Here is a 23,649-nt window from a genome sequence, read left to right on the forward strand (position 1 = left end):
TCACAGATATACGCGTCGGGCGGACCGATTGTCATTTTGGAAGTGTATGGTTCACGCCTCGATCAATCTTAGCCTTGCAACCGGCATGATTGCCTAGTCGGCAAAGAGATCAGTCGAAGTATGGCTGGAACCTTGGCTTGACTGCGGCGGACGGTCGGCGTCATGGTTCGCTTTGGGGAGGGGCACGCCATGGCAGCCGCGAAGGGACTCCTTGTAAAGGTTCGTGGCGACGGCGCGGGACTCTCGGTGCGAGGCGGGCCGCCTCGGATCGGCGGAATCGAAGCAGAACCGATCCTCTCTCTGCCGGCCGACGCAGCAAGCGCCGGCACGGCCGCCGACGCGGATCGCGGCGCCACCTGGTTGCGGTTGGCCACGGATGCCGCCGATACGGAAAATCCCTGGGACCACGTCCACGATCTTGTCGCCCGCAATCCTGCGCTGGCGACCGCAGGCGGCGAGGTGCTCGCGGTCGAGCCCGACATCCTGCAGCAATGGGACTACAAGGACAGCGGCGGCGATCGCGGCCAGGCTGCAAGTGCCGCCCCGACATGCGCTTTCGACGACCAGGACCCGAGCGGCGGACAAGCGACGGTGCAGGGCAGGGTCGCCTGGAACGCCGCGCCGGACTTCAGCCAGTTCCTGGCGGCGCGCAACAAGGTGGGCGCCAAGCAGGCCAACATCACCATCGCCCATCTCGATACCGGGTTCGATCCGGGCCACCAAACCATTCCCGCCGCGCTTCTGACAGCGCAGCAGCGCAATTTCGTCGATGATGGGACCGGTCCGAACAACGCGACCGACCACGCTCCGGCCGGCACGCTGACCAGCAACCGCGGCCATGGAACCGGCACGCTCAGCCTGCTTGCCGGCAACAAGCTCGACGGCACGTCGCCGCACTGGCCGGGCTTCACCGACTTCGTCGGCGGCGCGCCGCTGGCGAAGATCCTGCCGGTGCGCATCGCCGACTGGGTGGTGCGGCTGACCACCGGCACCATGGTGCAGGGCATCGACTATGCGCGCCAGCAGGGCGCGCAGGTGCTGTCGATGAGCATGGGCGGCCTCACCTCGCAGGCTCTGGTCGACGCCGTCAACCTCGCCTACGACCACGGCCTGGTCATGGTCACGGCGGCCGGCAACAATTTCACCATCACGCCACGCAGCATCGTCTATCCCGCGCGCTACAACCGCGTGCTCGCGGCCTGCGGTGTGATGGGCGACGGGCGCGCCTATGCCGGGCTCGCCCTCGGCACCATGCAGGGCAATTACGGGCCGCCTTCGAAGATGGCCACGGCGCTCGGCGCCTACACGCCTAACGTGCCCTGGGCCGAGATCGATTGCCGCAAGGTGGTCGACATGGACGGCAGCGGCACGTCGGCCGCGACGCCGCAGGTTGCTGCCGCGGCCGCACTGTGGCTCGCCGAGCATTGGGACGTGGTGAAGAATTATCCCCAACCGTGGATGCGGATCGAGGCGGTGCGCAAGGCGTTGTTCGCCAAGGCCTTGAAATCGACGGCCAAGATGAATGCGGCGGAGACGAAGCAGAAGATCGGGCAGGGCGTTTTGCGGGCCTTCGACGCGCTGGACTTCCCGCCGCCGTCGGGGACCAGCCTGACGAAGCTCGCGCCCGCCACCTACACATGGAGCTGGCTCGACCTTTTGACCGGCGGCAATTCGCTGGCGCCCCCGCCCGCAACGCTTCGGCAGCGAATGATGTTTGCGCTGGAACTGACGCAGATGGCGCAGGTCACGGCGGCAGTCGAACTGGCGATCGCCGACCCGGATGGCGATCCGGGCAGTATTTCGGCCGCGGCGCGCAACCGCTACCTCGAAGCGGCGCTCGACCAGGGCAATCCGTCGAAGCCGCTGAAGGCCTTTCTGGAAGGTTTGCTCGGGCGGCCGGGCGCCAGCGCAACCGCTCCCGCGTCCGCGCCGGTCGTGGGTCCGGCGCCGGCCATCAGGCGCAAGCCGCGGCCGCTGCCGCCGCCGCAACGGCGCCTTCGCATCTACGCGCTCGATCCCTCGGTGGCCAAGCGGCTGGATTCGGTTTCGGTCTACCAGGCGACGCTTTCGGTGCCGTGGGACGACGAGCCGGCGACGGACAAGCCGCTGCTGCCCGGTCCGATCGGCGAATATCTCGAAGTGGTCGATGTCGATCCCGCGTCCGATCGTGTCTACGACCCGGTCGACCTGAATCACAAGGTGCTTCTGGCGCAGGACGGCCTGCCGCCTTCGGAGGGCAATCCGAAATTCCACCAGCAGATGGTCTACGCCGTCGCCATGACCACGATCGGCCATTTCGAGCGCGCGCTTGGCCGGCGGGCGTTGTGGGCGCCGCACTATGCCGAAGCTCCCGGCCGGGCCGGCGACATGACGGTGAAGGCGCATTACGTGCCGCGCCTGCGCATCTATCCGCACGCGCTGCGCGCCGAGAATGCCTATTACAGCCCCGAAAAGAAGGCGCTGCTGTTCGGCTATTTCCCGGCGACCAGCAATGAGGGCGACGTCACCACGCCCGGAACGACGGTGTTTTCGTGCCTGTCCAGCGACATCGTCGCGCACGAGATGTCGCATGCCTTGCTCGACGGGCTGCATCGCCGCTTCCAGGAAGCGTCCAACCCGGACGTGCCGGCCTTCCACGAGGCTTTCGCCGACGTCGTCGCGCTGTTCCAGCATTTCACCCTGAAGGAACTGGTCAGCTTCGAAATCGGCAAGGCTCGGGGCGAATTGTCGGCCGCCTCGCTGCTTTCGGGCATCGCCAGGCAGTTCGGCGAAGGCAGCGGCAGGGCCGGGCCGTTGCGCGAATATGGCGGCGCCGGCATGGCCGATCTCGACTACGACAAGACCTTCGAGGCGCATAACCGCGGCTCGATCCTGGTCTTCGCCGTCTACCAGGCCTTCCTGGCGATCGCCGACCGGCGGACCGACGATCTGATCCAGCTCGCCACCGGCGGCTCCGGCATCCTGCCGGCGGGAACCTTGCATCCGAGCCTGATCGAGCGCCTGACCGACGAGGTGGCCAAGACCGCGAAGCAGATGCTGACCATGTGCATCCGCGCGCTCGACTATTGCCCTTCCGTCGACATCACCTTCGGCGAATATCTGCGCGCGCTGATCACCGCCGACCGCGACGCCTATCCCGACGACCCGCTTCACTATCGCCTGGCCTTCCTGGAATCGTTCCGCAAATGGAAGCTGTTGCCGCGTGACGTCCGCACCATCTCGGAAGAGACGCTCGCCTGGAGCGCGCCGGAGGACCCGTCGCCGGCCTGGTTGAAGGGGCTGCTCAGCAAGATCGACCTCGGTTGGAACCAGAAATTGAAGCGGGCCGAGATCTTCGCGCTCAACGACAAGAACCGCTATGCGCTGTGGAAGGCGATGCACAAGGCCTTCGCCTCCACCCCGGACCTCTACAAGCAGTTCGGCCTGCTGCCCGATCTGCCGCGCTACAATGAGGACGGCACGGTCATGCATGCGCCGAAGAAGGGTGAAACGACCTTCGACATCTACAGCGTGCGCCCGACGCGCCGCGTCGAGCCGGACGGCTCGTTCCGCGTCGAGGTCGTGGCCGTCATCCAGCAGCGCATTCCGGTCGCGCTCGACGGTACGGCGATGCCGCAAGGCATGACCAAGGGCGACGGCTTCTTCTGGTTCCGCGGCGGCGCCACGATCATCATCGACCCGCGCGAGGGTTCCGAGGAGATCCGCTACTCGATCATCAAGAACACCGGCAGCGCGGACCGGCAGAAACGTCAGGCCGGGACGATGGCCGCCAACTATCTGTCGCCGCTGAGAGCGCTTTATTTCGGCGGCGAGGTGTCGGAGCCCTTTGCCTTGCTGCATGCCAGCGACGGAGACGACGACCATGTCTAGAAAGCCGGCAGCGAGGGCAAGGCCTGCACAAGCGGCTGTCGCGGCCGCGCAGGCAACCGGCGTCACCGTGCGGCATTACTGCCAGGGCATCGGCGATTGCCACCTGCTTACCTTCAAGAAGGCGGACGGCAAGCCGTTCCGCATGCTCATCGATTGCGGCATCCATGTTTCGATCGCGGGCGGCCCGGCGCTGGTCGGCGACATCGTCGCCGACATCAGGAAAGAGACCGGCGGCAAGATCGATATCCTCGTCGTCACGCACGAGCACTGGGACCATGTCTCCGGCTTCCTGACCGCGAAGGACCTTTTCAAGGATTTCGTCGTCGCCGATGTCTGGATGGCGTGGACCGAGAATCCTGCCGACGCCGAGGCCACGGAGCTGGACAAGTTCAAGGGCCAGGCGATCGCCGCGCTGCAGGGCGTGGGCCAGAGGCTCGACGGAATGCAGGGACTGAGCCCTTACATGGCCGGCGTCCGTGACGGGCTGCAGTCCGTGCTGGGCTTCCAGTTCGGCGCCGCCGGCGAGCGGGTGCGCTCGGCCCGCGACGCGGCGGCCAAGCTTTCGCAAAAACCGTCACCGACCTATTTCGAGCCCGGCGGGCCGCCGGTGTCGATCGATGCATTGCCCAACCTTCGCGTCTATGTGCTCGGCCCGCCGCGCGACAAGGCGGCGCTGCGGCTGGAGGAGAAGGCAAGCGAGATGTTCCCGCTGGCCAGCGGCGGCCCGTTCGCGCGGGCGTTGGCGAGCGGCCTCAAGATGAACGAGGCGGCCGATGCCGATTACGTCGACGAGCTCAGTCCGTTCGAACGCAATGTCGGCACGCCGCTCTCAGCGGCGCTGAACGGCGACAAGGGCAGCGACCCGGCCGTCGATATCGGCGCCTTTGTCCGCAAGCATTACTCTGGGCCGGTCTCGGTCGCGGCCGCGATGGAAGACCGCGACCAGTCCTGGCGGCGTATCGACGCCGACTGGATGGGGATCGCCGCCGACCTTGCCCTTCAGCTCGATCGCGGCGTCAACAACACCAGCCTGGTGCTTGTCTTCGAATTCATCGACTCAGGGCACGTGTTGCTGTTCCCGGGTGACGCCCAGATCGGCAACTGGCTGAGCTGGAAGGACCTGAAATGGCCGGTGGGGCAGGGCACCGTCACATCAACCGATCTTCTGGCGCGCACCGTCTATCTCAAGGTCGCCCATCACGGCAGCCAGAACGCCACGCCGGAAAAACAGGGTTTTGATCTGCTGACGAGCAGCGACCTGTCGGCCTTCATCCCCACGAACAAGGTCGACGCAATGAAAGTGCATTGGGGCGAGATGCCCTATGACGGCATCCTGACCGCGCTCGAGACGAAGACCAAGGGCCGCGTTATACGAGCGGACGATCCGTGGCTGGCGGACAAGAACGGCAAGCCGGCCTTTGCCGCGCCATCCGGTTCGATCCAGGCGGTGCGCAGCGCGCCGCGCGATGCGGCACGCGGGCCGGGCGGGCTTTGGGTCGAGGTGGATCTGGCTTGAAAGCTCGCCACCGAGCCGATTGCGAAAAATCGAAAACCGCTCTATGGAGCGATCGGCTGAATGAGGGCGGCCACCAAACACATTGCACAAGGTCGCCCCATGCCCGACGAATTCTCGCGCATCATCGCCTTCCTTGCCGTGGTCATGGCCCTTTTGTTTGCCGGGCTGCATTTCCACCAGGGCCACATCATCGCCACGCTCTATTTCATGACCGGCGCCGTCCTGGTGACGGCCGTGACGCGCATGAATGTGCGACGGGGGCTGATTTGAGCGTTCTTGATCCCGCTGCTGTTGGGTAAATACGCTCAGCCCGCCTTGTCGCCCGCAGGTATTGCGGAAACGTCCATCCACATCGAGCCCACGGCATGACCATCGGGGTCAGCAAGGTCTCGAGTGTACATGAACCCATGATCTTCAACTGGATTGATGTCGGCGGTCCCGCCGTTCGCAGCCGCTGCGGCGGCCATCGCATCGACCGCGTCGCGGCTATCCAGGGACAGTGCCAACATTACCTCACTGGATGTTGATGGCGGTATAGGGCGGGTGGTCATAGTCTGCCATTTTACCCGGCTGAGCAGCATGAAGTTGATGTCGTCACTCCACATCATCCAGGCGGATGTCGACATGCCAGCCCAGCGAGTGGCGCTGCTTGAAGACGGTTGACCGCCCGCAGAACCGACACGGCGTCTCTACTTTTTATAGATTGCCAACGCCCCGCGCTTTGCACTCACGGCCACCGCCCAAAAGGATGCGGGGAAAACCTGGGAACGCCGGCGTTCATACGGTCCAGCCAGGCCGGGCCGCAAAATCGCTACGCGACAGTTACGCACCAATGGCAGTGTTCAAGGATTTCTTTGGAAGCTGAATCATCTAACCATTTTGGGAGGTTAGATGGTGGGCGATGCAGGGATTGAACCTGCGACCCCACCCGTGTGAAGGGTGTGCTCTCCCGCTGAGCTAATCGCCCGCCTGTGGCCCGAAGGCCGAAGCGAGCCGCGATATAAGGGAGGCCGGTGAGCGAAGTCAAGGCGATGTGCCGACGATCTTGGGATTGTATTTTCGGGGCCGGGAGGCCGCTCAGCGCGCCGCAGCGATCAGCCGCTCGGCCAGGTCCGGCGTCAGCGTGTCGAAATGCGAGATCACCAGCGTGGGCTCGAATTCACGCACATGGCGGTCGGTGTAGCCGAAATCGACCGCGACCACCGGAATGCCGGCCGCCTTGGCGGTGTCGATGTCGGTCTGCGAATCGCCGACCATCACGGCGTTGCTCGGATCGCCGCCGGCCAGCCTGATCGTCTCGGTGAGATGGCGCGGATCGGGCTTGCGGAAGGCGAAGGTGTCCTGGCCGCAGATCGCGGCAAAATAGTTCGACAGGCCCAAGGCGCCGATCAGCGCCACGGAATTTGCCTCGTACTTGTTGGTGCAGACCGCCATCAGATAGCCGGCTTTCTGGAAACGATCGAGCGCGGCGATGACACCGGGATAGGGACGGGATTTGCCGGGAATGTTCAGCGTGTAGTGGTCGAGGAACAGTTGCAGCAGCCGGTCGTGCTCTTCGGCCACCAGCGCCTTGTTCTGCGCGGCATGCGCGCGTTCGATCATGACGCGGCCGCCATGGCCGACGAAGCGCCGGAAGCCGGTTTCGTCGACGGCGGCGAGATCGCTTGCCGCAAGGCTGTGGTTGAGGCTGTCGAGCAGGTCCGGTGCCGTGTCGACCAGCGTTCCGTCGAGATCGAACACGATGATCGGGCGAGTCATGGGCTGGTCCTGCGACAATTGCGTTGCCGCAGCCGATACAGGCTGGGCCCGGTTCAAGCAAGAAGCCTCGATCGGTCCACAGCGCGGCCCTTTGACGGCCTTTGACGGGGAAGGCAAAAATGCTAGGAGGCGCGCGAAACCGTAGAAATCGGGGCCTCCCATGGATGCAAGGCAATTGAAGGTCGAAGCCGCGCGGGCAGCGCTCGCCCATGTCGGCAGCGGCATGCGGCTCGGCATCGGCACCGGCACCACGGCGGAAGAATTCGTGCGGCTGCTGGCCGAGAAGGTCGCGACCGGGCTCAAGGTCATCGGCGTGCCGACTTCCGAGCGCACCGCGGCGCTCTGCCGCGAGCTCGGCGTGCCGCTGTCGACGCTGGAAGAGACGCCCGAGCTCGACCTCACGGTCGACGGCGCCGACGAGGTCGATCCGGACCTGACCCTGATCAAGGGCGGCGGCGGCGCGCTGCTGCGCGAGAAGATCGTCGCGGCGGCGTCGGACCGCATGATCGTCATTGCCGACAAGTCCAAGATGGTCGGGACCCTCGGCCGCTTCCCGCTGCCGATCGAGGTCAACAAATTCGGTCTGCGCGCCACCGAGATCGCGATTGGCGCGGCCGCGGCGGAGCTCGGACTTTCCGGCCCGGTTACATTGAGGATGACGGGGGGCCAGCCATTTGTTACAGACGGCGGCCACTTTATCCTCGATGCATCTTTTGGCCGCATTCCGGATACAAGAGCGCTTTCGAATGCTCTCTTCGCCATTCCAGGCGTTGTCGAGCACGGTCTATTCATCGGGCTGGCGTCAACGGCCATCATCGCCGGCGGCGACGGTATCGAAACCGTCCATGCAGCCTGAAACCAGGGAGTTCTACCGACTATGATGTTGCATAAACGAGTTCGCCGCTTTTCGATGCTTCTGGCGGCCTCGGCCGTGCTTGCGCTGTCGTCACCGGCGTTCGCGCAGGATGTCAGCGAATCGCATCTGAAGGCCGCGCGCGCGGCCGTCGCGGCGATCCATGCCACGGACACGTTCGACAACATCTTGCCGCAGGCGGCCGGCGCGCTCGAAGCGCAGCTGATCCAGAAGAACCCCGACATGCAGGAGCTGATCGGCAAGACGGTGGCCGAGAAGGCACTCGGCCTTGCGTCGCGGCGCGCGGATCTCGAAAAGGAAGCAGCGCTCGCCTACGCCAAGGTGTTTTCCGAGCAGGAGCTCAACGACATCGCCACCTTCTACAGCTCGGCGGCCGGCAAGAAGCTGCTCGACAGCGGCCCCGCGGTGACGCGCGACCTCGTGAAGGCCGCCGACATCTGGCAGAACGGCGTTGCCCGCGACCTCGCCCAGCAGGTCGGCGAAACGATCGCAGCCGCCGCCAAGGCCGCGGCGCCGGCGGCACCGGCTCCGGACGCCACCGCGCCCGCCGACAATTCCGCTCCGGCGGACAATTCGGCTCCCGCCGACAATTCGGCCCCGGCGGACGACTCGCAGAACTGATCCGCATCGACCCGGCCGACGGCCGCTGGACTACAAAGCCCGGGTTTGCCCGGGCTTTTCTTTTGCCGCTTTGCAGCCTACCTGTGCCCCGTCTTTCTCATCCGCAGGAGCTCTCGCGATGACCGGTTATGACTATGATCTGTTCGTCATCGGCGGCGGCTCCGGCGGCGTAAGGGCGGCCCGGGTGGCGGCGGCCCTCGGCAAGCGGGTCGCCATCGCGGAGGAATACCGGTTCGGCGGCACCTGCGTCATCCGAGGCTGCGTGCCGAAGAAGCTCTATGTCTATGCGTCGCAATTTCCCGAACATTTCACCGACGCCGCCGGCTATGGCTGGACCGTGCCCGAGGCGAGCTTCGACTGGCAGGCACTGGTCGTCAACAAGGACAAGGAGATCGCGCGGCTCGAGGCGATCTACAAGAGAAATGTCGAAGGCTCAGGCGGCGAGACCTTTCACTCGCGCGCCGTGCTGGTGGACCCGCATTCCGTTTATCTGGTCGCCGAGGACCGCACGGTCAGCGCCGACCAGATCCTGATCGCGACCGGCGGCAGGCCGGCGCCGCATCCGGCGCTGTCGGGCCACGAGTATTGCATCTTCTCCAATGAGGCTTTCGACCTCAAGGAGCTGCCAAAGGCGATCATGATCGAGGGAGGCGGCTACATCGCCGTCGAATTCGCCAACATCTTCCATGGCCTGGGCGTCGACACCACGCTGGTCTATCGCGGTCAGGAGATCCTCAGCCGCTTCGATATGGACCTGCGCCGTTTGCTGCACGAGACCATGGAGAAAAAGGGGATCAAGATCGTTTGCCCCGCGGTTTCGGAATGGGTGCGCAAGACGCCGGAGGGCCGGCTCGACGTGTTGCTGTCTTCCGGCCAAACCTTGACGGTCGACCAGGTGATGCTGGCTATCGGGCGTATTCCCAATACCGAGAATATGGGCCTGGAAGGCGTTGGCATCGAACTCAGCCAGGCGGGCGGGATCGTGGTCGACCAATATTCGCGCACCAACCTCGACAACATCTGGGCGATCGGCGACGTCACCCATCGCGTGCAACTGACGCCGGTCGCCATCCACGAGGCGATGTGCTTCATCGAGACCGCGTTCAAAAACAACCCGACCGCGCCGGACTACGACACCATTCCGACGGCGGTGTTCTCGCAGCCGGAGATCGGCACCGTCGGCCTGTCGGAAGACGACGCGGTCAAGCGCTATCCAGATGTGGAGATCTACCGCGCGTCGTTCCGTCCGATGCGGCACACGCTGTCCGGCCGCGACGAGAAGATGCTGATGAAACTGGTGGTCGACGGCGCGTCCAGGAAGGTGATCGGCGCGCATATACTGGGCCCCGATGCCGGCGAGATGGCCCAGCTTCTCGGCATCCCGCTGAAGGCGGGCCTGACCAAGGACGATTTCGACCGCACCATGGCCGTGCATCCGACCGCGGCCGAGGAACTGGTGACGATGTACAAGCCGACCTATCGCGTGAAGAACGGCGAACGCGTCTGACATTTCAGGATTTCAGGGAGCCTCCGATGTCCGCCAGCGCCGCGCCGCTCGACCGCAACTTTGCCCGGCGCGTCGATCAGGTTGTGGATGGCGCGATCGAAGAGCGCCGTATCGTCGGCGCGGTCATTCTCGTCGCCCGGCGCGGCGAGATCCTCTATGGCCGTGCCGCCGGGTTCGCCGACCGCGAGGCGAACGAACCGATGCGTCAGGACGCGATCTTCCGCCTGGCCTCGGTGACCAAGCCTATCGTCGCCACCGCCGCGCTCGCCCTGGTCGAGGCCGGCGCGATCGATCTTGCCGATCCGGTGACGAAATTCATCCCGGAGTTCCGGCCGAAGCTTGCCGACGGCAGCGAACCCGTCTTGAACATCCGACATTTGCTCACCCACACCGCCGGCCTCGACTACGGCTTTCGCCAGCCCACCGGGGGTCCTTATCAGCGGGCTGGCATCTCGGACGGTCTCGACCAGCCGGGTCTGTCTTCCGCCGAGAACCTCAGGCGCATCGCCTCGGTGCCGCTGTCCTTCGCACCCGGCGCGGGCTGGGGCTATTCGGTGGCCATGGACGTTCTGGGCGAGGCGATGGCGAGAGCCACGGATGAGACCTTGCCGGACCTTGCCGATCGCCTGGTCGCCAGGCCACTCGGCATGAGCGACACGAGTTTTATCGTCCGTGATCAGGCCCGGCTGGTGAGGCCTTACGCGGACGGCCCTGGCGGGGCCGTCGCCATGGGCGAGCATCATCTCGTGCCTTTCGGCGACGGCGCCATCTCGTTCACGCCTGGGCGCGCTTTCGATCCCACTTCCTTCGCATCCGGTGGCACCGGCATGAATGGCACGACCGGCGATGTCCTGAAGCTGCTCGAAGCGCTGCGGCGCGCAGACGGGACCGTTATCCGCCCCGAGACGGCGGCGGCAATGACCAGGGATGCGATCGAAGGCCTGGCGACGACCATGCCCGGCTGGGGCTGGGGTCTGGGATTTGGCGTGTTGCGCGACCCGGTGGTGGCGGCGACGCCGCAGGCTCCGGGGACATGGCGATGGGGCGGGGTCTACGGCCATTCCTGGTTCGTCGACCCGACGCTCGACCTGACGGTGGTGGCGCTCACCAACACGGCGATCGCCGGCATGACGGGCGCCTTCCCGGATGCGCTGCGCGACGCGATCTATGGCCGGCGGGCTGGATGACGAGATACCCGCCGCCGACACGGTCCGGCGGCGGGTTATGCAATGCTTCTACAGCAGCGTGCCGCGCAGGATCACCAACGCCACCGAGAAGTAGATGACGAGCCCGGTGACGTCGACCAGCGTGGCGACGAACGGCGCGGAGGCGCTTGCCGGGTCGAAGCCGATCCGCTTCAGCGCGAAGGGCAGCATCGATCCCGACAGCGAGCCGAAGGTGACGATGCCGACCAGCGCCGCGCCCACCGTTGCCGCGATCAGCATCCAGTGCGGGCCGTAGTCGTAGAAGCCGAAATACTGCCAGAGCGTGATGCGGCAGATGCCGACGATGCCGAGGATCGAGCCGAGCACCATACCGGTCGGCAGCTCGCGCAGGGCTACCCGCCACCAGTCGCGCAGCCCGATCTCGCGCAGCGCCAGCGCGCGGATGACGAGCGACGTCGCCTGTGAGCCGGAGTTGCCGCCCGAGCTCATGATCAGCGGGATGAACAGCGTCAGCACGATCGCCTTCTCCAGCTCGCCCTCGTAGCTCTGCATGGCGTTGGCCGTCAGCATCTCGCTGAGGAACAGCGCGCAGAGCCAGCCGGCGCGCTTCTGGATCATGGCGAGGAAGCTCATCTTCATGTAGGGCTCGTCGAGCGCCTCCATGCCGCCGAAACGATGCACGTCCTCGGTCGTCTCCTCGATCATCGTGTCGATGATGTCGTCGACGGTGACGATGCCGAGGATCCTGCCATGGTCGACCACGGGCAAGGCGAGCAGGTCGTATTTGGAGATGGTCTGCGCCAGGTTCTCGCGATCGGTGAGCGGCGTCACCGTCACCGGCACGCGATCGGGCGCCACCGACAGGATCGAATCCTCAGGGTTGCCGGTGATCAGTCGGCGCAATCCGGTCGAACGCAGCAGGAGCTGCGTCTCCGGGTCGACGATGTAGATGGCGTAGATGGTCTCGCGCGTGCGCTCGACCTTGCGAATGTAGTCGAGCGTGCGGCCGACGGTCCAATCCGAGGGCACGCTGACGAATTCCGTCGTCATGATCGAGGCGGCGCTGCCTTCCGGATATCCCAGGATGGATAGCAGCGTTGCGCGCAGCGGCGGGGCCAAGGCGCCAAGCAGCTCCGAGCGAGCCGGTTCATCCAGCTCGCGCAGGATGTCGGCGGCGCGGTCGACCGACATGGCGGTCAGGAGCTTGCTTGCCTTCGGGCGCGGCAGGGCCTCGGCGAGCTCAGGTGCCGCTTCGAGCTCCGGCTGGTCGAAAATCTCGACCAGCCGCTCGAACGGCACGGCGCAGAGCAGCTCGATGGCTGTCTCGCGGGGCTCGTGGTTGAGGGCTTCGACGACGTCGGCGACGTGATCGTTGGCAAGAACACGGGCGACGGCGACGGCTTCGTCGTCCAATACGGGTGCGAATTCGTTCATGGCTCACTCCTTGCCGTCCGGCAGGACGTGAGCCATCAGGTCACGTCAGGGCGGACGGCGGTTGCGTTCGACTGTGACTGTCGCCAGGCATGGCGGGTTGACCTTTCTGCTCGCGGGGTTCGAGTTTGAATTTGGCGAGCGGGCGCAACATAGGAGCGCCTTTTGCCGAGTCAATTGTCAAAAGCTCGGAAATCGGGTGAGGGGAGGTCGGATCGCGAGACTGTGATCGGCAGCCGCGGCAGCCAAGCCACGGAAGCAGATAAAAGCTTGGCCTGATTGCTATTTCTGCTTCAGCCGGCGGAAGCGCAGCCATTTGTCCTCGGCCGGCCGCGGCGGCTGGGCGAGGATGGTGGTGAGCTCGCGCGGCAGGCTGGGGGCGAGCGGCTTCTTGGTGGCGACGCCGTCGGCGATCGCGACCACGCTGTGGTAGAAATCCTCGCCCGTAAGCGAGCGCGGCGGCACTGCCTCATGCATGACGCTGATGACGGTGACGTTCGCGCAATTGTCCTTGATCGCCTGGTGGAAGGCGATCTTGCCTTCGGGATCGAGCGCGCCGGTCGCCTCGTCGAGGAACAGAAGTCCGGGCTGCCGCAGGATGATGCGAGCGACCACCAGCTTCTGCTTCTGGCCGCCCGAAAGCACCTGGTCCCAGACCTTGCCCTCACGGCTTTCGTCGGCCATGTGCCCGATGAAGTCGCCGAGGCCGGCTTTGTGCAGGGCCGCGGCGACCTGCGTGTCGCTATGGTCGTTCTCGGAACCCGGCAGGCAGACTAGCTGCTTCAGCGAGACCTGCTGCAGCTTGACCTCCTGGGCGGCGTAGAAGCTCGTCACGCCTTCCGGGAAAACGATGGTGCCGCGGCCATATGGCCACAGGCCGTTGATCGCCTTGATAAGCGAAGTCTTGCCGCAGCCGGACTCGCCCTTGAGGAAGGTCCATTCGCCGCGACGGAAACGTAGATTGGCGGCGCTGAGGAAGGGCGTCGCATCCTCGCCCTGATGTGCCAGCTCGAGCTTCTGGATGGTGAGGCCGAACACCGGGTTCTGGGTGGCGTAGCTGAAGTCGGAGCGGCCCGTCTGCTGATAGAATTCCTGTGGGTGCTGGACGTTCTCGATGGCGTTGGCGAGTTCGGTGACGCGCTGGCTGTTGGCCCGCAGCGTGGCAATCGCCGGCATCACATGGATGAACCACGAACACTGGCTGATCAACTGGGCGACCATTTCGGAGCCGGTGATGTAGCCCTTGTAGTCGAGGCGGTTGTGGATGAACGACACGAGGCCCGGGGAGTAGGCGACGATGCGGGCACCGACGAAATTGTAGATCAGCTCGAACGACGTGTAGCTGGTGTTGACGATGTTGAGCCGCCCCCATGTCCTGTCGATATCGACATAGAGCCGGTCATGCATCGACTTCTGCACGCCCTCGCCATGCGAGGCGGCGACGTGGAAGCTGCGGCGCAGGAACGTCGTCAGTTCGCTTCGGTAGCTGCCCTCGGCCTGCTGCATGCGCACATTGAGCCGCTCGAGCAGGCGGCCGAGCTTGACCGCGATCCAGGTGTTCAGCGGCACGTAGACGGCGACGGCAAGGAATGCCAGCACCGCGGTGCCGTAGCTGCCCAGGAATTCCAGGCCTTTGACCTCGACCGAGGACCCAATCAGGTTTTCACCGATGAAGTAGAGCGAAGTCGCGACACCCAGCACGCCCATGGCAAGCCCGATGGCGCCGCCGGTCATGTCCTTGATCGATTCCTGGATACGCTGGTCGATGTTGTCCGGAGCGACGATGCCGCCGGCCGCCGAACCGTGCTGGGCGTGGAAATGGGTATGGTTGCCGTCGAGCAGGGCCTGGTTGAACTGGTTGTTCAGCCAACCCCGCCATTTGCGATGCAAGGTCGTTGAAACGAGATTGCGCACGCCGGTAAAGCCGGCATCCTTCAGCACGACCAGCAGCACCAATATGCCGGCATTGGTCAGGATGGTCTGCAACGGGTGGGTGTTGGCGGCGTCGTGGAGGAAGGCGATCGAATTGCCCAACTCGCCCAACGCCATGGCAAACCAGACGCCAGCCTTGCTGGACAATGCCGTCAGCAGCGCAATGACGACGGTGAGGGTCCAGGCTTCCTTCCAGCGGTCGGAGAACCAGTAGGCTCGCATCAGCCCCCAGAATGTACGCATCGACGATACCGGCGTCAGGGACGAGGCCTTTGCCTCGCTGGATATTTGCTCCGGTACTGTACGCCGCGGTCTACCGACCTCAGTCACGATCCCGCCCAAACCTTTCTAGTTTTGTTACACAGGGTAACACCAATTGATCATTTTCCATTAATTTTCTGCCGGGGAATGTGAACAGGGTTACCCGCCGTGGCGCGATGGCAACAGAAAGGCCGCGCCCAGGGATCGTTAGCTGCTCTGATTTCGCCTTTTATTCCAGTGCGTTAAAGGCGATTGCGCCAGTCGGCGAAAAGCTTCCCTTGGGGAAGCAAAAAACACGGCTTCGTGAACGAAAGAGAGGCGCCGATCAGCCGAAATGATTACTGCGCGGTGACCTGAATGCCCGAAAATTTACCGTCCGCGAGCTCTTCAGGCTTGCCCGATTCGTCTTTTCCCGAGGCACTGAAATGACCGGAAATGGTCTTTGCGGCTGCATCGTATTTGTCGATGACGATCTCGCCGCTGGCGAAACGGACATGGCCGACCATCGCGCCGGAATCGAGAATGTTGAAGTTGGCGCTGTTCGCGCCGGATCCGGTCTTGAGCTTGTAGCTGCCGGCAAGGTCGTTCGGATCCTTGAGCGCCAGCATCGAATTGAAGGTCTTGGTCGGAGAGCCCTGCTCGGTCCCCGACAGGTTCAGCATAGGCTTGCCGCCCATCTGCATCGTCTGGGCAAGGGTAAAGGACGCTGTCCAGGGTTTGCCTTCAAAGGTCGCCGACATGACGGCCTCCTCGGCGGATACGCGCTGCAATGTCAGCGGAAGGCCGAAGGCGAAAGGCAAGCACAGCAGCAACAATGCGCGACGCCTGACCGCCATTCGGTGCCCCTCAAATCAGTTAAACCCTCGGCCATCGTAGCCCAGCGCGGCGTGCAAGGCGATTCACCAGATCGTGTCTGGCGGCGGAAGAGGATTTGACAACGCGGTTCCCCGGGCCGAACTTGCCAAGCGATGGTTTATGTCGAGGGGGATGACATGCCTGCACGGACAGTCGCTGCCGCGCTGCTCAGCATTTTCACCTGGACGTCCGCGGCGCACGCCGCCAGCCAGACCATTCCGGCAAGCGCCGAGGGCCAGGTCGAGTTCAACACGCCATCCGGCAATATCGGCTGCATCTATACGCCGAAGGGCGGCACCAGCACCTACCAGCCGCAGGATGGCGGGCCGGAGCTCTCCTGCTCGCGGGTCAAGCCGAGCTATGTGACCGTAATCCTGGGGCCGAAAGGGCCGGCGACGCTGATCAAGAATCCCGGCGAGCAGGGCTGTTGCAGCGACGTGAACAAGCTTGGCTACGGCAACAGCTGGAGCAAGGGGCCGTTTTCCTGCCAGTCGTCGACGAAGGGATTAAGCTGCACGGGCAGCAATGGCCACGGCTTCTTCTTGAGCAAGGCCAAAGCGACCGCGAAGTAGGAGCACAATCCCAGGAAAAGCGCGCGGCGGTCAGGTTCGGCGCCGTGGGCCTTCCGCCAATGGAACATTCAGTTGGCGGTTTCCAGCTCGCCGCGCGCCTTGGCCTGCGCCACCTGGCGGATCGCGTCGGCAAGCGTGTCGGCATCCTGCGCGCCCATCACCGCGTATTTGCCTTCGAGCAGGAAGCAGGGCACGCCGGTGATGCCCATGCGCGAAGCGGTGGCGATCTCGTTGCGGACCGCCTCGACGTCAGCATCGGTCGGCAGCAGCGTCTCGACCACGGAGGCATCCATGCCGGCTTCGCCGGCCGCCTTTACCAGCACGGCATGATCGCCAATGTTCACGCCTTCCTCGAAATTCAGCTGGAAGAGGCGGCGCACCAACCGGTTCTGCACATCTTCCCCCGCGGCTCCCGCCCAGCGGATGACGCGGTGAGCATCCAGCGTGTTGGCGGCGACCTTGATGGCAGCAAATGCAAAATGGATGCCCTCGGCCTCGCCGAGCGGCTCGATGCGGGCGTGGATCTCGCGGATGCGTTCCTCGCTGCCGAATTTGCCGAGCATGTATTGGCGGCGATCCATACCCTGAGGCGGGATGGTCGGATCGAGCTGGAACGGCCGCCAGCGGACATGCACGTCGACGTCACCTACAGAAGCAATGGCCTTGCCCAGCCGCTTCTGGCCGATGAAACACCAGGGGCAGACGACATCGGACACGACATCGACGGTGATGGAGTTCTCGGCGCTCATGCTCGTCTCCTGTTCGGTTCCGATTGGGTTTTGCGTCAGTTGGGCTTTCGCCACCAGGTCGGCAGCTGATAGCCGAATATGGGGGTCTTTTGCGGATGTTCCAGATAGCTCCAGTAAGCGAGCCATTGCTGGGTGTTGTATTGCATCGGCACGATGTAGTTGCCTGAGATCAGCAGCCGGTCGAGCGCGCGCACCGCCGCGACATAGTCCTCCTTGGCGCGCGCGTTCAGCATGGCGTCGATCGCGGCGTCGATCGCCGGATCGGCGACGCCGGCGAGATTGAACGATCCATCCGTCTTCGCGGCGACCGATCCCCAGCGGCCGAGCTGCTCGCTGCCGGGCGACAGCGAATTGCTGAAGCCGCTGGTGCCGATCAGCACCTCGAAGTCATAGCGTTGCTTGCGCGACTGGATCTGGTCGCCGTCGAGGGTGCGGATGCCGACATCTATGCCGATCTTCTCCAGCGTGCGCTGGTAGACGGCAGCCAGCCGCTCCTCGTCCTGCGACGAGGTCAGGATCTCGAAGCTGAAGGGATTTCCCTGCGGGTCGAGCATCTTGCCGTCCTGCACGTGGAAGCCGGCGCTCTTCAGCAACTCGAAGGCGGCTTTGAGCACTTTGCGATCCTGGCCCGAACCGTCCGTCACCGGCGGGCGCCAGGTGCCGTCCATCACCTCTGGCGGCACGCGGCCGGGATAGGGGGCAAGCAGCGCCTTTTCGCGGTCGTCGGCTGGATGGCCGAGCGCGGACAGCTCGGAATTCTGCCAATAGCTCATGGTGCGGTTGAACTTGCCGCCGAACAGGTTCTTGTTCGCCCACTCGAAGTCGTAGAGCATGCCGAGCGCGCGGCGCACGACCGGGTTGGCGAACTTCGGCAGCCTGGTGTTGAACAGGAAGCCGGTGACCACCGGGGGGATGCCGGTATTGAAATATTCTTCCTTCACATCGCCCCGGCGGAAGGCCGGAAAGTCGATGTCGCGCTCACGCTTGACCGGATCGGTCTCGTCATCGAGGGCACAGATTCCTTTCTTGAACGCTTCTGTCTTGGCGTTGGCGTTGAGAAAATATTCGATGGTGATCTGGTCGAAATTGTCGAAGCCGCGTTTCGACGGAATGTCCTTGCCCCAATAGTCCGGGTTGCGCTTGAAGACGATGCGCTGCCCGGGCAGCACCTTGTCCACGGTGTAGGGTCCGCTGCCGATCAATGGCTTCAGCGTGGTCCTGTCGAACGTGTCCTTGTCGAAGGCGTGCTTCGGGACGATCGGCGTCAGCGCGACGATCAGCGGGAATTCGCGGTTGGCCTTGTCGTTGAAAGTGAATTTCACGCTGTGGTCGCCGGTCTTCTCCAGCTTGGCGATCATGCTCATGCGGTCGCTGTAGGGCGGGCGGCCCTTGGCGGCGAAGACGTCATAGGTAAACAGCACGTCTTCCGGCGTCACCGGCTGGCCGTCGGACCATTTTGCGTTGGGGTTGAGATGGAACTCGATGCTCTTGCGCTCCGGATCCATGTCGGCGCTGTCGGCAAGCAGCCCATAGAGGCTGAAAGGCTCGTCATAGCTGCGCTGCATCAGCGGCTCGAAGACGAGATTGCCGTAAACGATATCGATCATGCCGCGCGCCGTGGTGCGCAGGCTTTTCAGGATGAAGGGGTTGAGGTTGTCGAAGGAGCCGACGACGCAATAGGTGACGCTTCCACCTTTCGGCGCGTCCGGATTGACGTAGTCGAAATGCTGGTAGTCGGGCGGCAGCGCCGGCTCGCCCTGCATGGCAATGCCGTGCTTCGGCTCCGACTGTGCCGGAAGGAGCGAAAGAGCCAAAAACGAGGTCGCGGCGATCAGCCGAACGAGAACGCGGTCCATGACCGTCTCCTTGCCGGGCGGCTTTGTGATTCGCCATGCACCCTAGAGCATTTCCTTACCTGATTGAATCGGTGCCCGATTGGGAATCGGGTTCAGCCGTTCCAGCGCCGATCGATGCTTGCCCCTGGGACATCAAACCGCGAAGAAATCACGGAAACCGGGCTGGATTCGACGCCGCTGGCAGTGTAACACGCGCTCCGAAGTCATCCTGTTGCCTCATTTGGGCAACAGGTAGCTGGACCACACGGCACGAAGAAGCCGGTCCCCGGGATCATTTGAGAGGAAAGTGCACCATATGACGATCAACGCGTACCGCCTTTCGGTGCTGGCCGCAGGCGTGGTCGGCGTTCTGGGCGCCGGGCTTTTCACCGCCTCGGCCCAACAGCAGCCGCAGATTCCTCAGGGCTGGTTCAAGGCCTGCACCAAGCAGGAAGACGTCGACATCTGCAACGTGCAGAACATCGTCACCGCCGGCAACGGCCAGCTCGTCACCGGCGTCAGCCTGATCGAGCTCAAGGGCAAGGTGAACCGCAAGGTCTTCCAGGTCACGGTCCCGACCGGCCGCCTCGTGCCTCCGGGCATTGCGCTCCAGATCGATGCCGGCAAGGCACAGAAGCTCGACTATGTGATCTGCTTCCCGGATCGTTGCGTGGCGGAAGTGCCGCTGAGCGACCAGCTCGTCGCTTCCTTCAAGAAGGGGCAGGGGATCACGCTCACTTCGATCAACTTCCAGAACCAGCCGAACCCGATCAAGATCGCGCTCACCGGCTTCAGCGGCGCCTATGACGGCCCGCCGCTGCAGCAGTCGGACATCGAGGACCGGCAGAAGAAGCTGCAGGACTTCGTCGCCAAGAACAACCAGGACTTCGCCAAGAAGCTCAAGGACGAGCAGGACAAGGCCAAGACCGCGAACTGATCGCCAGACGCGTTTCTCGGAAAACAAAGCGGGGCATTTGCCCCGCTTTTTTGTTGTCGCCGCGCGCCGCGCTTTGGGCGGCAGCCACTACACTTCAATGCTTCGAATGACGCTTCGGCTCGTAGCGGCCATCCGGCAGCTTATGGAACATCTCGCCGATCTGCGGATGCCGCACCGGCTCGCCCGACCGGTCCTCGAGCAGGTTCTGCTCGGACACATAGGCGATGTACTCGGTCTCCGAATTTTCCGCCAGAAGATGGTAGAAAGGCTGGTCCTTGCGCGGACGCACGTCGGCGGGGATGGCTTCGTACCATTCCTCAGTGTTGGCGAATTCCGGATCGACGTCGAAGATCACGCCGCGGAACGGAAACAGCCTATGGCGAACCACTTGCCCGATCGAGAATTTGGCCGTTTTCATCACGTTCACCACTTAGGGTCCGAGGCGCCTGTCGTGGCTGCGCGCAAGGCGCCTAAGGCCTTGAATTTACACATCACCCGGCCAAAAATCGACCCCGACTTTCGGCTGGTGCCTATTTGGCGCAGACGCGGACGCAATTCAATAGCCAAGTCCTTGACCTTGGCCGAAGCAACGGGTTAGCCCGCGCGGGAGTTTTCCCGCCCGAGCGAAAAATGTCTGACGTCATCGGTCTCGTTCTTCCATTCTTCGGCATGATCTTCGTCGGCTTCGTTGTGGCGCGCATCACCAGGCAGCCGCTAGAGGCGCTCGGCTGGATGAACATTTTCATCGTCTATGTCGCGCTGCCGGCCCTGTTCTTCCAGTTGCTCGCCAAGACGCCGTTCGAGCAATTGACCGAGTGGAGCTTCATCCTTGGCTCGCTCATCGCCACCTACGCGATCTTCACGCTGATGTTCGCTTGGTCGGTCTTCGTTTCCCGCGGCGGCATCGCGCCGGCGACGATCACGGCCCTCGCAGCGGCTTATGGCAACATCGGCTATATGGGACCGGGCCTCGCTTTGCTGGCGTTTGGCGAGCAGGCGGCGGTGCCGGTGGCGCTGATCTTCTGCTTCGAGAACATCGTGCATTTCACCGTCGCGCCGATGATGATGGCGTTGTCGGGCAAGGAGAAGGCACCGGCGCTCCAACTGGCGTTCGGTGTCTTGAAGAAGATCGCTCTGCATCCCTTCATCATCGCGACGGCGCTTGGCGTAGCCGCCGCCTATGTGGAGTTCCGCCCGCCGCTGCCTGTCGATCGCTTCCTGGACTACCTCGCCCGCGCGGCCGCGCCCTGCGCGCTGTTCGCCATGGGGGTGACGCTGGCGCTCAGGCCGCTCAACCGAGTGCCGCACGAGCTGGCGCTGATCGCGGGGTTGAAGCTGATCGTCCATCCACTGCTTTGCTACGTCGTGCTGAGCTGGATCGGCAATTTCTCGCCGACCTGGGTGTTTTCAGCCATGCTGCTGGCGGCGCTGCCGACGGCGACCAATGTCTTCGTGATCGCGCAGCAATATGACGTGTGGGTGCAGCGGGCTTCGGCCAGCGTGCTGATCACGACATGTTTTTCGGTAGTGACGGTGACCGCGCTGCTCTATGCGATCCGGCACGGAATCCTACCGGCCGACCTCTTTCCTTAAGCCGCCGGCAATCGCACGAAAACCGCTGCCGGGCCGCAGTCCCTCGCGCATGAAGAAGGCGCGCAGCGGCACGAGGCCGCCCAGCGCGTTGAGGCCGGCGCTGCGCGCCAATTGCGCCGGCAGCATGTCGGACAAGAGCGACATGTTGAGCAGGTTCACCGCGCCGCTTCGCGCCCATATGTCGGGCCGGCGCCTGGTGTCATAGGCGGCGAGACTCTTGCGTGACCCGGGATCCATGCTGTTTTCGCTCGCGATTCCAAGCAGATCGTCGATGTCCCTGATGCCGAGGTTGAGGCCTTGGGCGCCGATCGGCGGAAACACATGCGCCGCCTCGCCGACCAACGCCACGCGGTTTTGCGCGAAGCGGCCGGGCGAGGCCGCCGACAAGGGATAGACCTGCCGGCCCGGCTCGACCGAGACCCGGCCAAGCATCGATTGCATCTGCTCCTCGACACGCTCCGACAGGGTTGCCTCGTCGAGCGCGGCAAGCTCCTGCGCGGTCTGCGGCTTCACCACCCAGACCAGGCTCGAGCGTCTGCCGGGCAGCGGCACCTGCGTGAACGGTCCCGTTTCGGTATGGAACTCGGTCGAAATGAAGCCGTGCTCGCTGCGGTGGCCGAAATTGAGCACGAGCGCAGATTGCGGATAGGGCCGCGCGGAGGCGCGAATGCCGGCGGCTTCGCGCGCCGGGGAGAGGCGTCCGTCGGCGGCGACCGCCAGGCATGCCGAGACTTCGCTGCCGTCGGCCAGCCGCGCATGGGCCTGCTCGGCGTCGAGGCTCCAAGACTCGACGGTGGATTTCAGCCAATGAATCCCGTCATGACCTGAAACGGCCCCGGCGAGGATCGGGATAAGAGCCTTGTTCGGCAAATTGAGCCCGAACTGTTCCTCGCCGATCTCGCTGGCGCGGAAGGTCACGGTTGGACTGCGGATCAACCGGCGGGTGGCGTCGACGATGCGCATCACCTTGAGCGGGGCGGCCTGCGGCTTCAGTTCGGCAAGGACGCCCAGCCGTTCAAGGACTTTCAGGGCGGGATTCATAAGGGCTGTGGTGCGGCCGTCAGTGGTGTTGGCCTCTGGGCCGACCAGCGTCACGCCAAAACGGGCCTCGGCAAAGCCGAGCGCGGCGATCAGGCCGGCCGGACCGCTGCCGGCAACCAGGATGCGGGCTTTGTCGTTGTGCTCCACGCCAGGCTTCCACTATGCGAGGCGACCCTGTCGGGCCTTTGTCCGGATATAGGGCAGATCAGCCGGCTTGATCAACGTGGCGATTCAGCCCATTCGATTGCCATGAGCGGTGAGCAGCACGATTTCAGCCATCTCGACCGCGCCGGCCGGGCGACGGCGGGCGTGGCGCGCAGCCCGCGCCTTGCGGTCATGCTCACGATCGGCATCAGCGTCGCGCTTGCGTGGCTCCTTCTCGGCGCGATGGCGATCCGCGGCGCCGAAAGCCGACCTGCCGGCGCCCCCGGCGACACGCTGCTGGAAAGCCTGCCGGGCCTGCCGTTGCCGGATTTCCTGGACCGGTTCTTCGCTCTCTGCCTTGCGCCGGCGCCGCTTGCAGGCCTGCAGGCTCCGGCGCTGGTGCTGATGTGGTTCCTGATGGCCGTGGCGACGATGCTGCCTTCGGCGGCGCCGCTGATCCGCACCTATTGCGAAATCGCCGATACGGCGAGGATCAAGGGCGAACCCGTCGTTCATCCGCTGGTGCTTGTCGGCGGATACCTTGCCACATGGCTTGGTGCATCCGTCGGCTTCACCGCGCTGACGTTCGCGGTCTACGCCTTTGCCAGTTCCGGCCGGATGCTCGACCCAGCCGTCGGGCTTGCCGGTGCTGCAGCCCTGCTCGTCGCCGGTCTCTATCAATTCAGCGGCCTCAAACAGGCATGCCTGGAAAAATGCCGCAACCCGTTCTCGATCCTGTTCGCCAACTGGAGCGCGAAACCGGGCCGCATCTTCCGCTTGGGACTGGAGCAGGGGGTCTGGTGCCTCGGTTGCTGCTGGGCGCTGATGCTGGTGATGTTTGCCGTCGGGGCGATGAACGTCTTCTGGATGGCACTGATCAGCCTGTTCACCCTGATCGAAAAACAGACCAGCGGCAGGGTGGCCAGCAGGGTTGCCGGTACGATACTGCTTGTGTGGGCGGCTGCCCTGCTATTAGTTTCGGCGTGA

General features: G+C 64.2%; 20 protein-coding genes and 1 tRNA gene. 11 read left to right on the top strand and 10 right to left on the bottom strand.

The features are described from left to right. Window positions 1-189: 189 nt before the first annotated feature. From LB572_RS11400 to LB572_RS11410, 3 genes are all read left to right on the top strand, one after another. Window positions 190-3,870, top strand: coding sequence for a S8 family serine peptidase (locus LB572_RS11400; RefSeq protein WP_224667786.1), 3,681 nt, complete (start codon window positions 190-192; stop codon window positions 3,868-3,870). Next, window positions 3,863-5,386 (top strand): MBL fold metallo-hydrolase, encoded by a 1,524-nt coding sequence (locus LB572_RS11405; RefSeq protein WP_224667787.1) that lies wholly within the window; start codon window positions 3,863-3,865, stop codon window positions 5,384-5,386. The genes LB572_RS11400 and LB572_RS11405 overlap by 8 nt, the downstream gene beginning before the upstream one ends. Before the next feature lie 99 nt (window positions 5,387-5,485). Beyond that, window positions 5,486-5,656, top strand: coding sequence for a hypothetical protein (locus tag LB572_RS11410; protein WP_181179958.1), 171 nt, complete (start codon window positions 5,486-5,488; stop codon window positions 5,654-5,656). A gap of 35 nt (window positions 5,657-5,691) precedes the next feature. Here the strand turns inward: LB572_RS11410 and LB572_RS11415 are convergent, their stop codons facing one another. The 3 genes from LB572_RS11415 to LB572_RS11425 all read right to left on the bottom strand — a co-directional run bounded on the left by LB572_RS11415 (window position 5,692) and on the right by LB572_RS11425 (window position 7,144). Beyond that, window positions 5,692-6,012 (bottom strand): VOC family protein, encoded by a 321-nt coding sequence (locus LB572_RS11415; RefSeq protein ID WP_224667788.1) that lies wholly within the window; start codon window positions 6,010-6,012, stop codon window positions 5,692-5,694. A gap of 266 nt (window positions 6,013-6,278) precedes the next feature. Then, window positions 6,279-6,353: transfer RNA gene (locus LB572_RS11420), tRNA-Val, on the bottom strand. A gap of 110 nt (window positions 6,354-6,463) precedes the next feature. Next, window positions 6,464-7,144 (bottom strand): phosphoglycolate phosphatase, encoded by a 681-nt coding sequence (locus LB572_RS11425; RefSeq protein ID WP_224667789.1) that lies wholly within the window; start codon window positions 7,142-7,144, stop codon window positions 6,464-6,466. Between the two features lie 160 nt (window positions 7,145-7,304). Between LB572_RS11425 and rpiA the strand changes: the two genes are divergently transcribed. From rpiA to LB572_RS11445, 4 genes are all read left to right on the top strand, one after another. Continuing rightward, window positions 7,305-8,000 (top strand): ribose-5-phosphate isomerase RpiA, encoded by a 696-nt coding sequence (gene rpiA / locus LB572_RS11430; RefSeq protein WP_224667790.1) that lies wholly within the window; start codon window positions 7,305-7,307, stop codon window positions 7,998-8,000. A gap of 21 nt (window positions 8,001-8,021) precedes the next feature. Next, complete coding sequence (locus tag LB572_RS11435; RefSeq protein WP_224667791.1) at window positions 8,022-8,639, top strand: DUF2059 domain-containing protein; 618 nt, start codon at window positions 8,022-8,024, stop codon at window positions 8,637-8,639. A gap of 118 nt (window positions 8,640-8,757) precedes the next feature. Then, window positions 8,758-10,146 (top strand): glutathione-disulfide reductase, encoded by a 1,389-nt coding sequence (gene gor / locus LB572_RS11440; protein WP_224667792.1) that lies wholly within the window; start codon window positions 8,758-8,760, stop codon window positions 10,144-10,146. A 26-nt stretch (window positions 10,147-10,172) separates the two neighbouring features. Further along, window positions 10,173-11,333: a serine hydrolase domain-containing protein gene (locus LB572_RS11445; RefSeq protein ID WP_224667793.1), complete on the top strand. Its 1,161-nt coding sequence runs from the start codon at window positions 10,173-10,175 to the stop codon at window positions 11,331-11,333. A 48-nt stretch (window positions 11,334-11,381) separates the two neighbouring features. On the opposite strand, the gene mgtE is transcribed toward LB572_RS11445, so the two are convergent. The 3 genes from mgtE to LB572_RS11460 form a co-directional block, all read right to left on the bottom strand. Next, window positions 11,382-12,746, bottom strand: a complete 1,365-nt coding sequence (gene mgtE, locus LB572_RS11450; protein ID WP_140809882.1) for a magnesium transporter — start codon at window positions 12,744-12,746, stop codon at window positions 11,382-11,384. 279 nt (window positions 12,747-13,025) lie between these two features. Next, window positions 13,026-14,918, bottom strand: a complete 1,893-nt coding sequence (locus LB572_RS11455; protein ID WP_224667794.1) for an ABC transporter ATP-binding protein/permease — start codon at window positions 14,916-14,918, stop codon at window positions 13,026-13,028. A 356-nt stretch (window positions 14,919-15,274) separates the two neighbouring features. Continuing rightward, window positions 15,275-15,676 carry a DUF6252 family protein gene (locus tag LB572_RS11460; RefSeq protein ID WP_263497944.1) on the bottom strand — a complete coding sequence of 134 codons (402 nt, stop codon included), beginning with the start codon at window positions 15,674-15,676 and terminating at the stop codon, window positions 15,275-15,277. A gap of 252 nt (window positions 15,677-15,928) precedes the next feature. On the opposite strand from LB572_RS11460, the gene LB572_RS11465 reads away from it, so the two are divergent. Beyond that, window positions 15,929-16,363 (top strand): hypothetical protein, encoded by a 435-nt coding sequence (locus LB572_RS11465; RefSeq protein ID WP_224667796.1) that lies wholly within the window; start codon window positions 15,929-15,931, stop codon window positions 16,361-16,363. A 68-nt stretch (window positions 16,364-16,431) separates the two neighbouring features. Here the strand turns inward: LB572_RS11465 and LB572_RS11470 are convergent, their stop codons facing one another. After that, the gene (locus LB572_RS11470; RefSeq protein WP_224667797.1) at window positions 16,432-17,112 is read right to left on the bottom strand and encodes a DsbA family oxidoreductase; all 681 of its coding nucleotides are present in this window, start codon (window positions 17,110-17,112) and stop codon (window positions 16,432-16,434) included. A gap of 35 nt (window positions 17,113-17,147) precedes the next feature. Further along, the gene (locus LB572_RS11475; RefSeq protein WP_224667798.1) at window positions 17,148-18,968 is read right to left on the bottom strand and encodes an extracellular solute-binding protein; all 1,821 of its coding nucleotides are present in this window, start codon (window positions 18,966-18,968) and stop codon (window positions 17,148-17,150) included. Between the two features lie 295 nt (window positions 18,969-19,263). Here LB572_RS11475 and LB572_RS11480 point away from each other — a divergent pair, with 295 nt between their 5' ends. After that, entirely contained in the window at window positions 19,264-19,884 is a 621-nt protein-coding gene (locus LB572_RS11480; RefSeq protein ID WP_095765425.1) for an invasion associated locus B family protein, read from the top strand. Between the two features lie 94 nt (window positions 19,885-19,978). Here the strand turns inward: LB572_RS11480 and hspQ are convergent, their stop codons facing one another. Beyond that, on the bottom strand, window positions 19,979-20,302 hold the full coding sequence (hspQ, locus tag LB572_RS11485; RefSeq protein WP_181179818.1) for a heat shock protein HspQ: 324 nt from the start codon (window positions 20,300-20,302) through the stop codon (window positions 19,979-19,981). A gap of 212 nt (window positions 20,303-20,514) precedes the next feature. On the opposite strand from hspQ, the gene LB572_RS11490 reads away from it, so the two are divergent. Then, window positions 20,515-21,477, top strand: a complete 963-nt coding sequence (locus LB572_RS11490; RefSeq protein WP_224667799.1) for an AEC family transporter — start codon at window positions 20,515-20,517, stop codon at window positions 21,475-21,477. Here LB572_RS11490 and LB572_RS11495 read toward each other — a convergent pair. After that, window positions 21,454-22,665, bottom strand: coding sequence for a UbiH/UbiF family hydroxylase (locus LB572_RS11495; RefSeq protein ID WP_224667800.1), 1,212 nt, complete (start codon window positions 22,663-22,665; stop codon window positions 21,454-21,456). The two genes, LB572_RS11490 and LB572_RS11495, sit on opposite strands and share 24 nt — an antisense overlap. 102 nt (window positions 22,666-22,767) lie before the next feature. Here LB572_RS11495 and LB572_RS11500 point away from each other — a divergent pair, with 102 nt between their 5' ends. Beyond that, entirely contained in the window at window positions 22,768-23,649 is an 882-nt protein-coding gene (locus LB572_RS11500; protein WP_224667801.1) for a DUF2182 domain-containing protein, read from the top strand.

This window comes from Mesorhizobium sp. BH1-1-5 (genome assembly GCF_020165615.1).
Classification (GTDB): Bacteria; Pseudomonadota; Alphaproteobacteria; order Rhizobiales; family Rhizobiaceae; genus Mesorhizobium.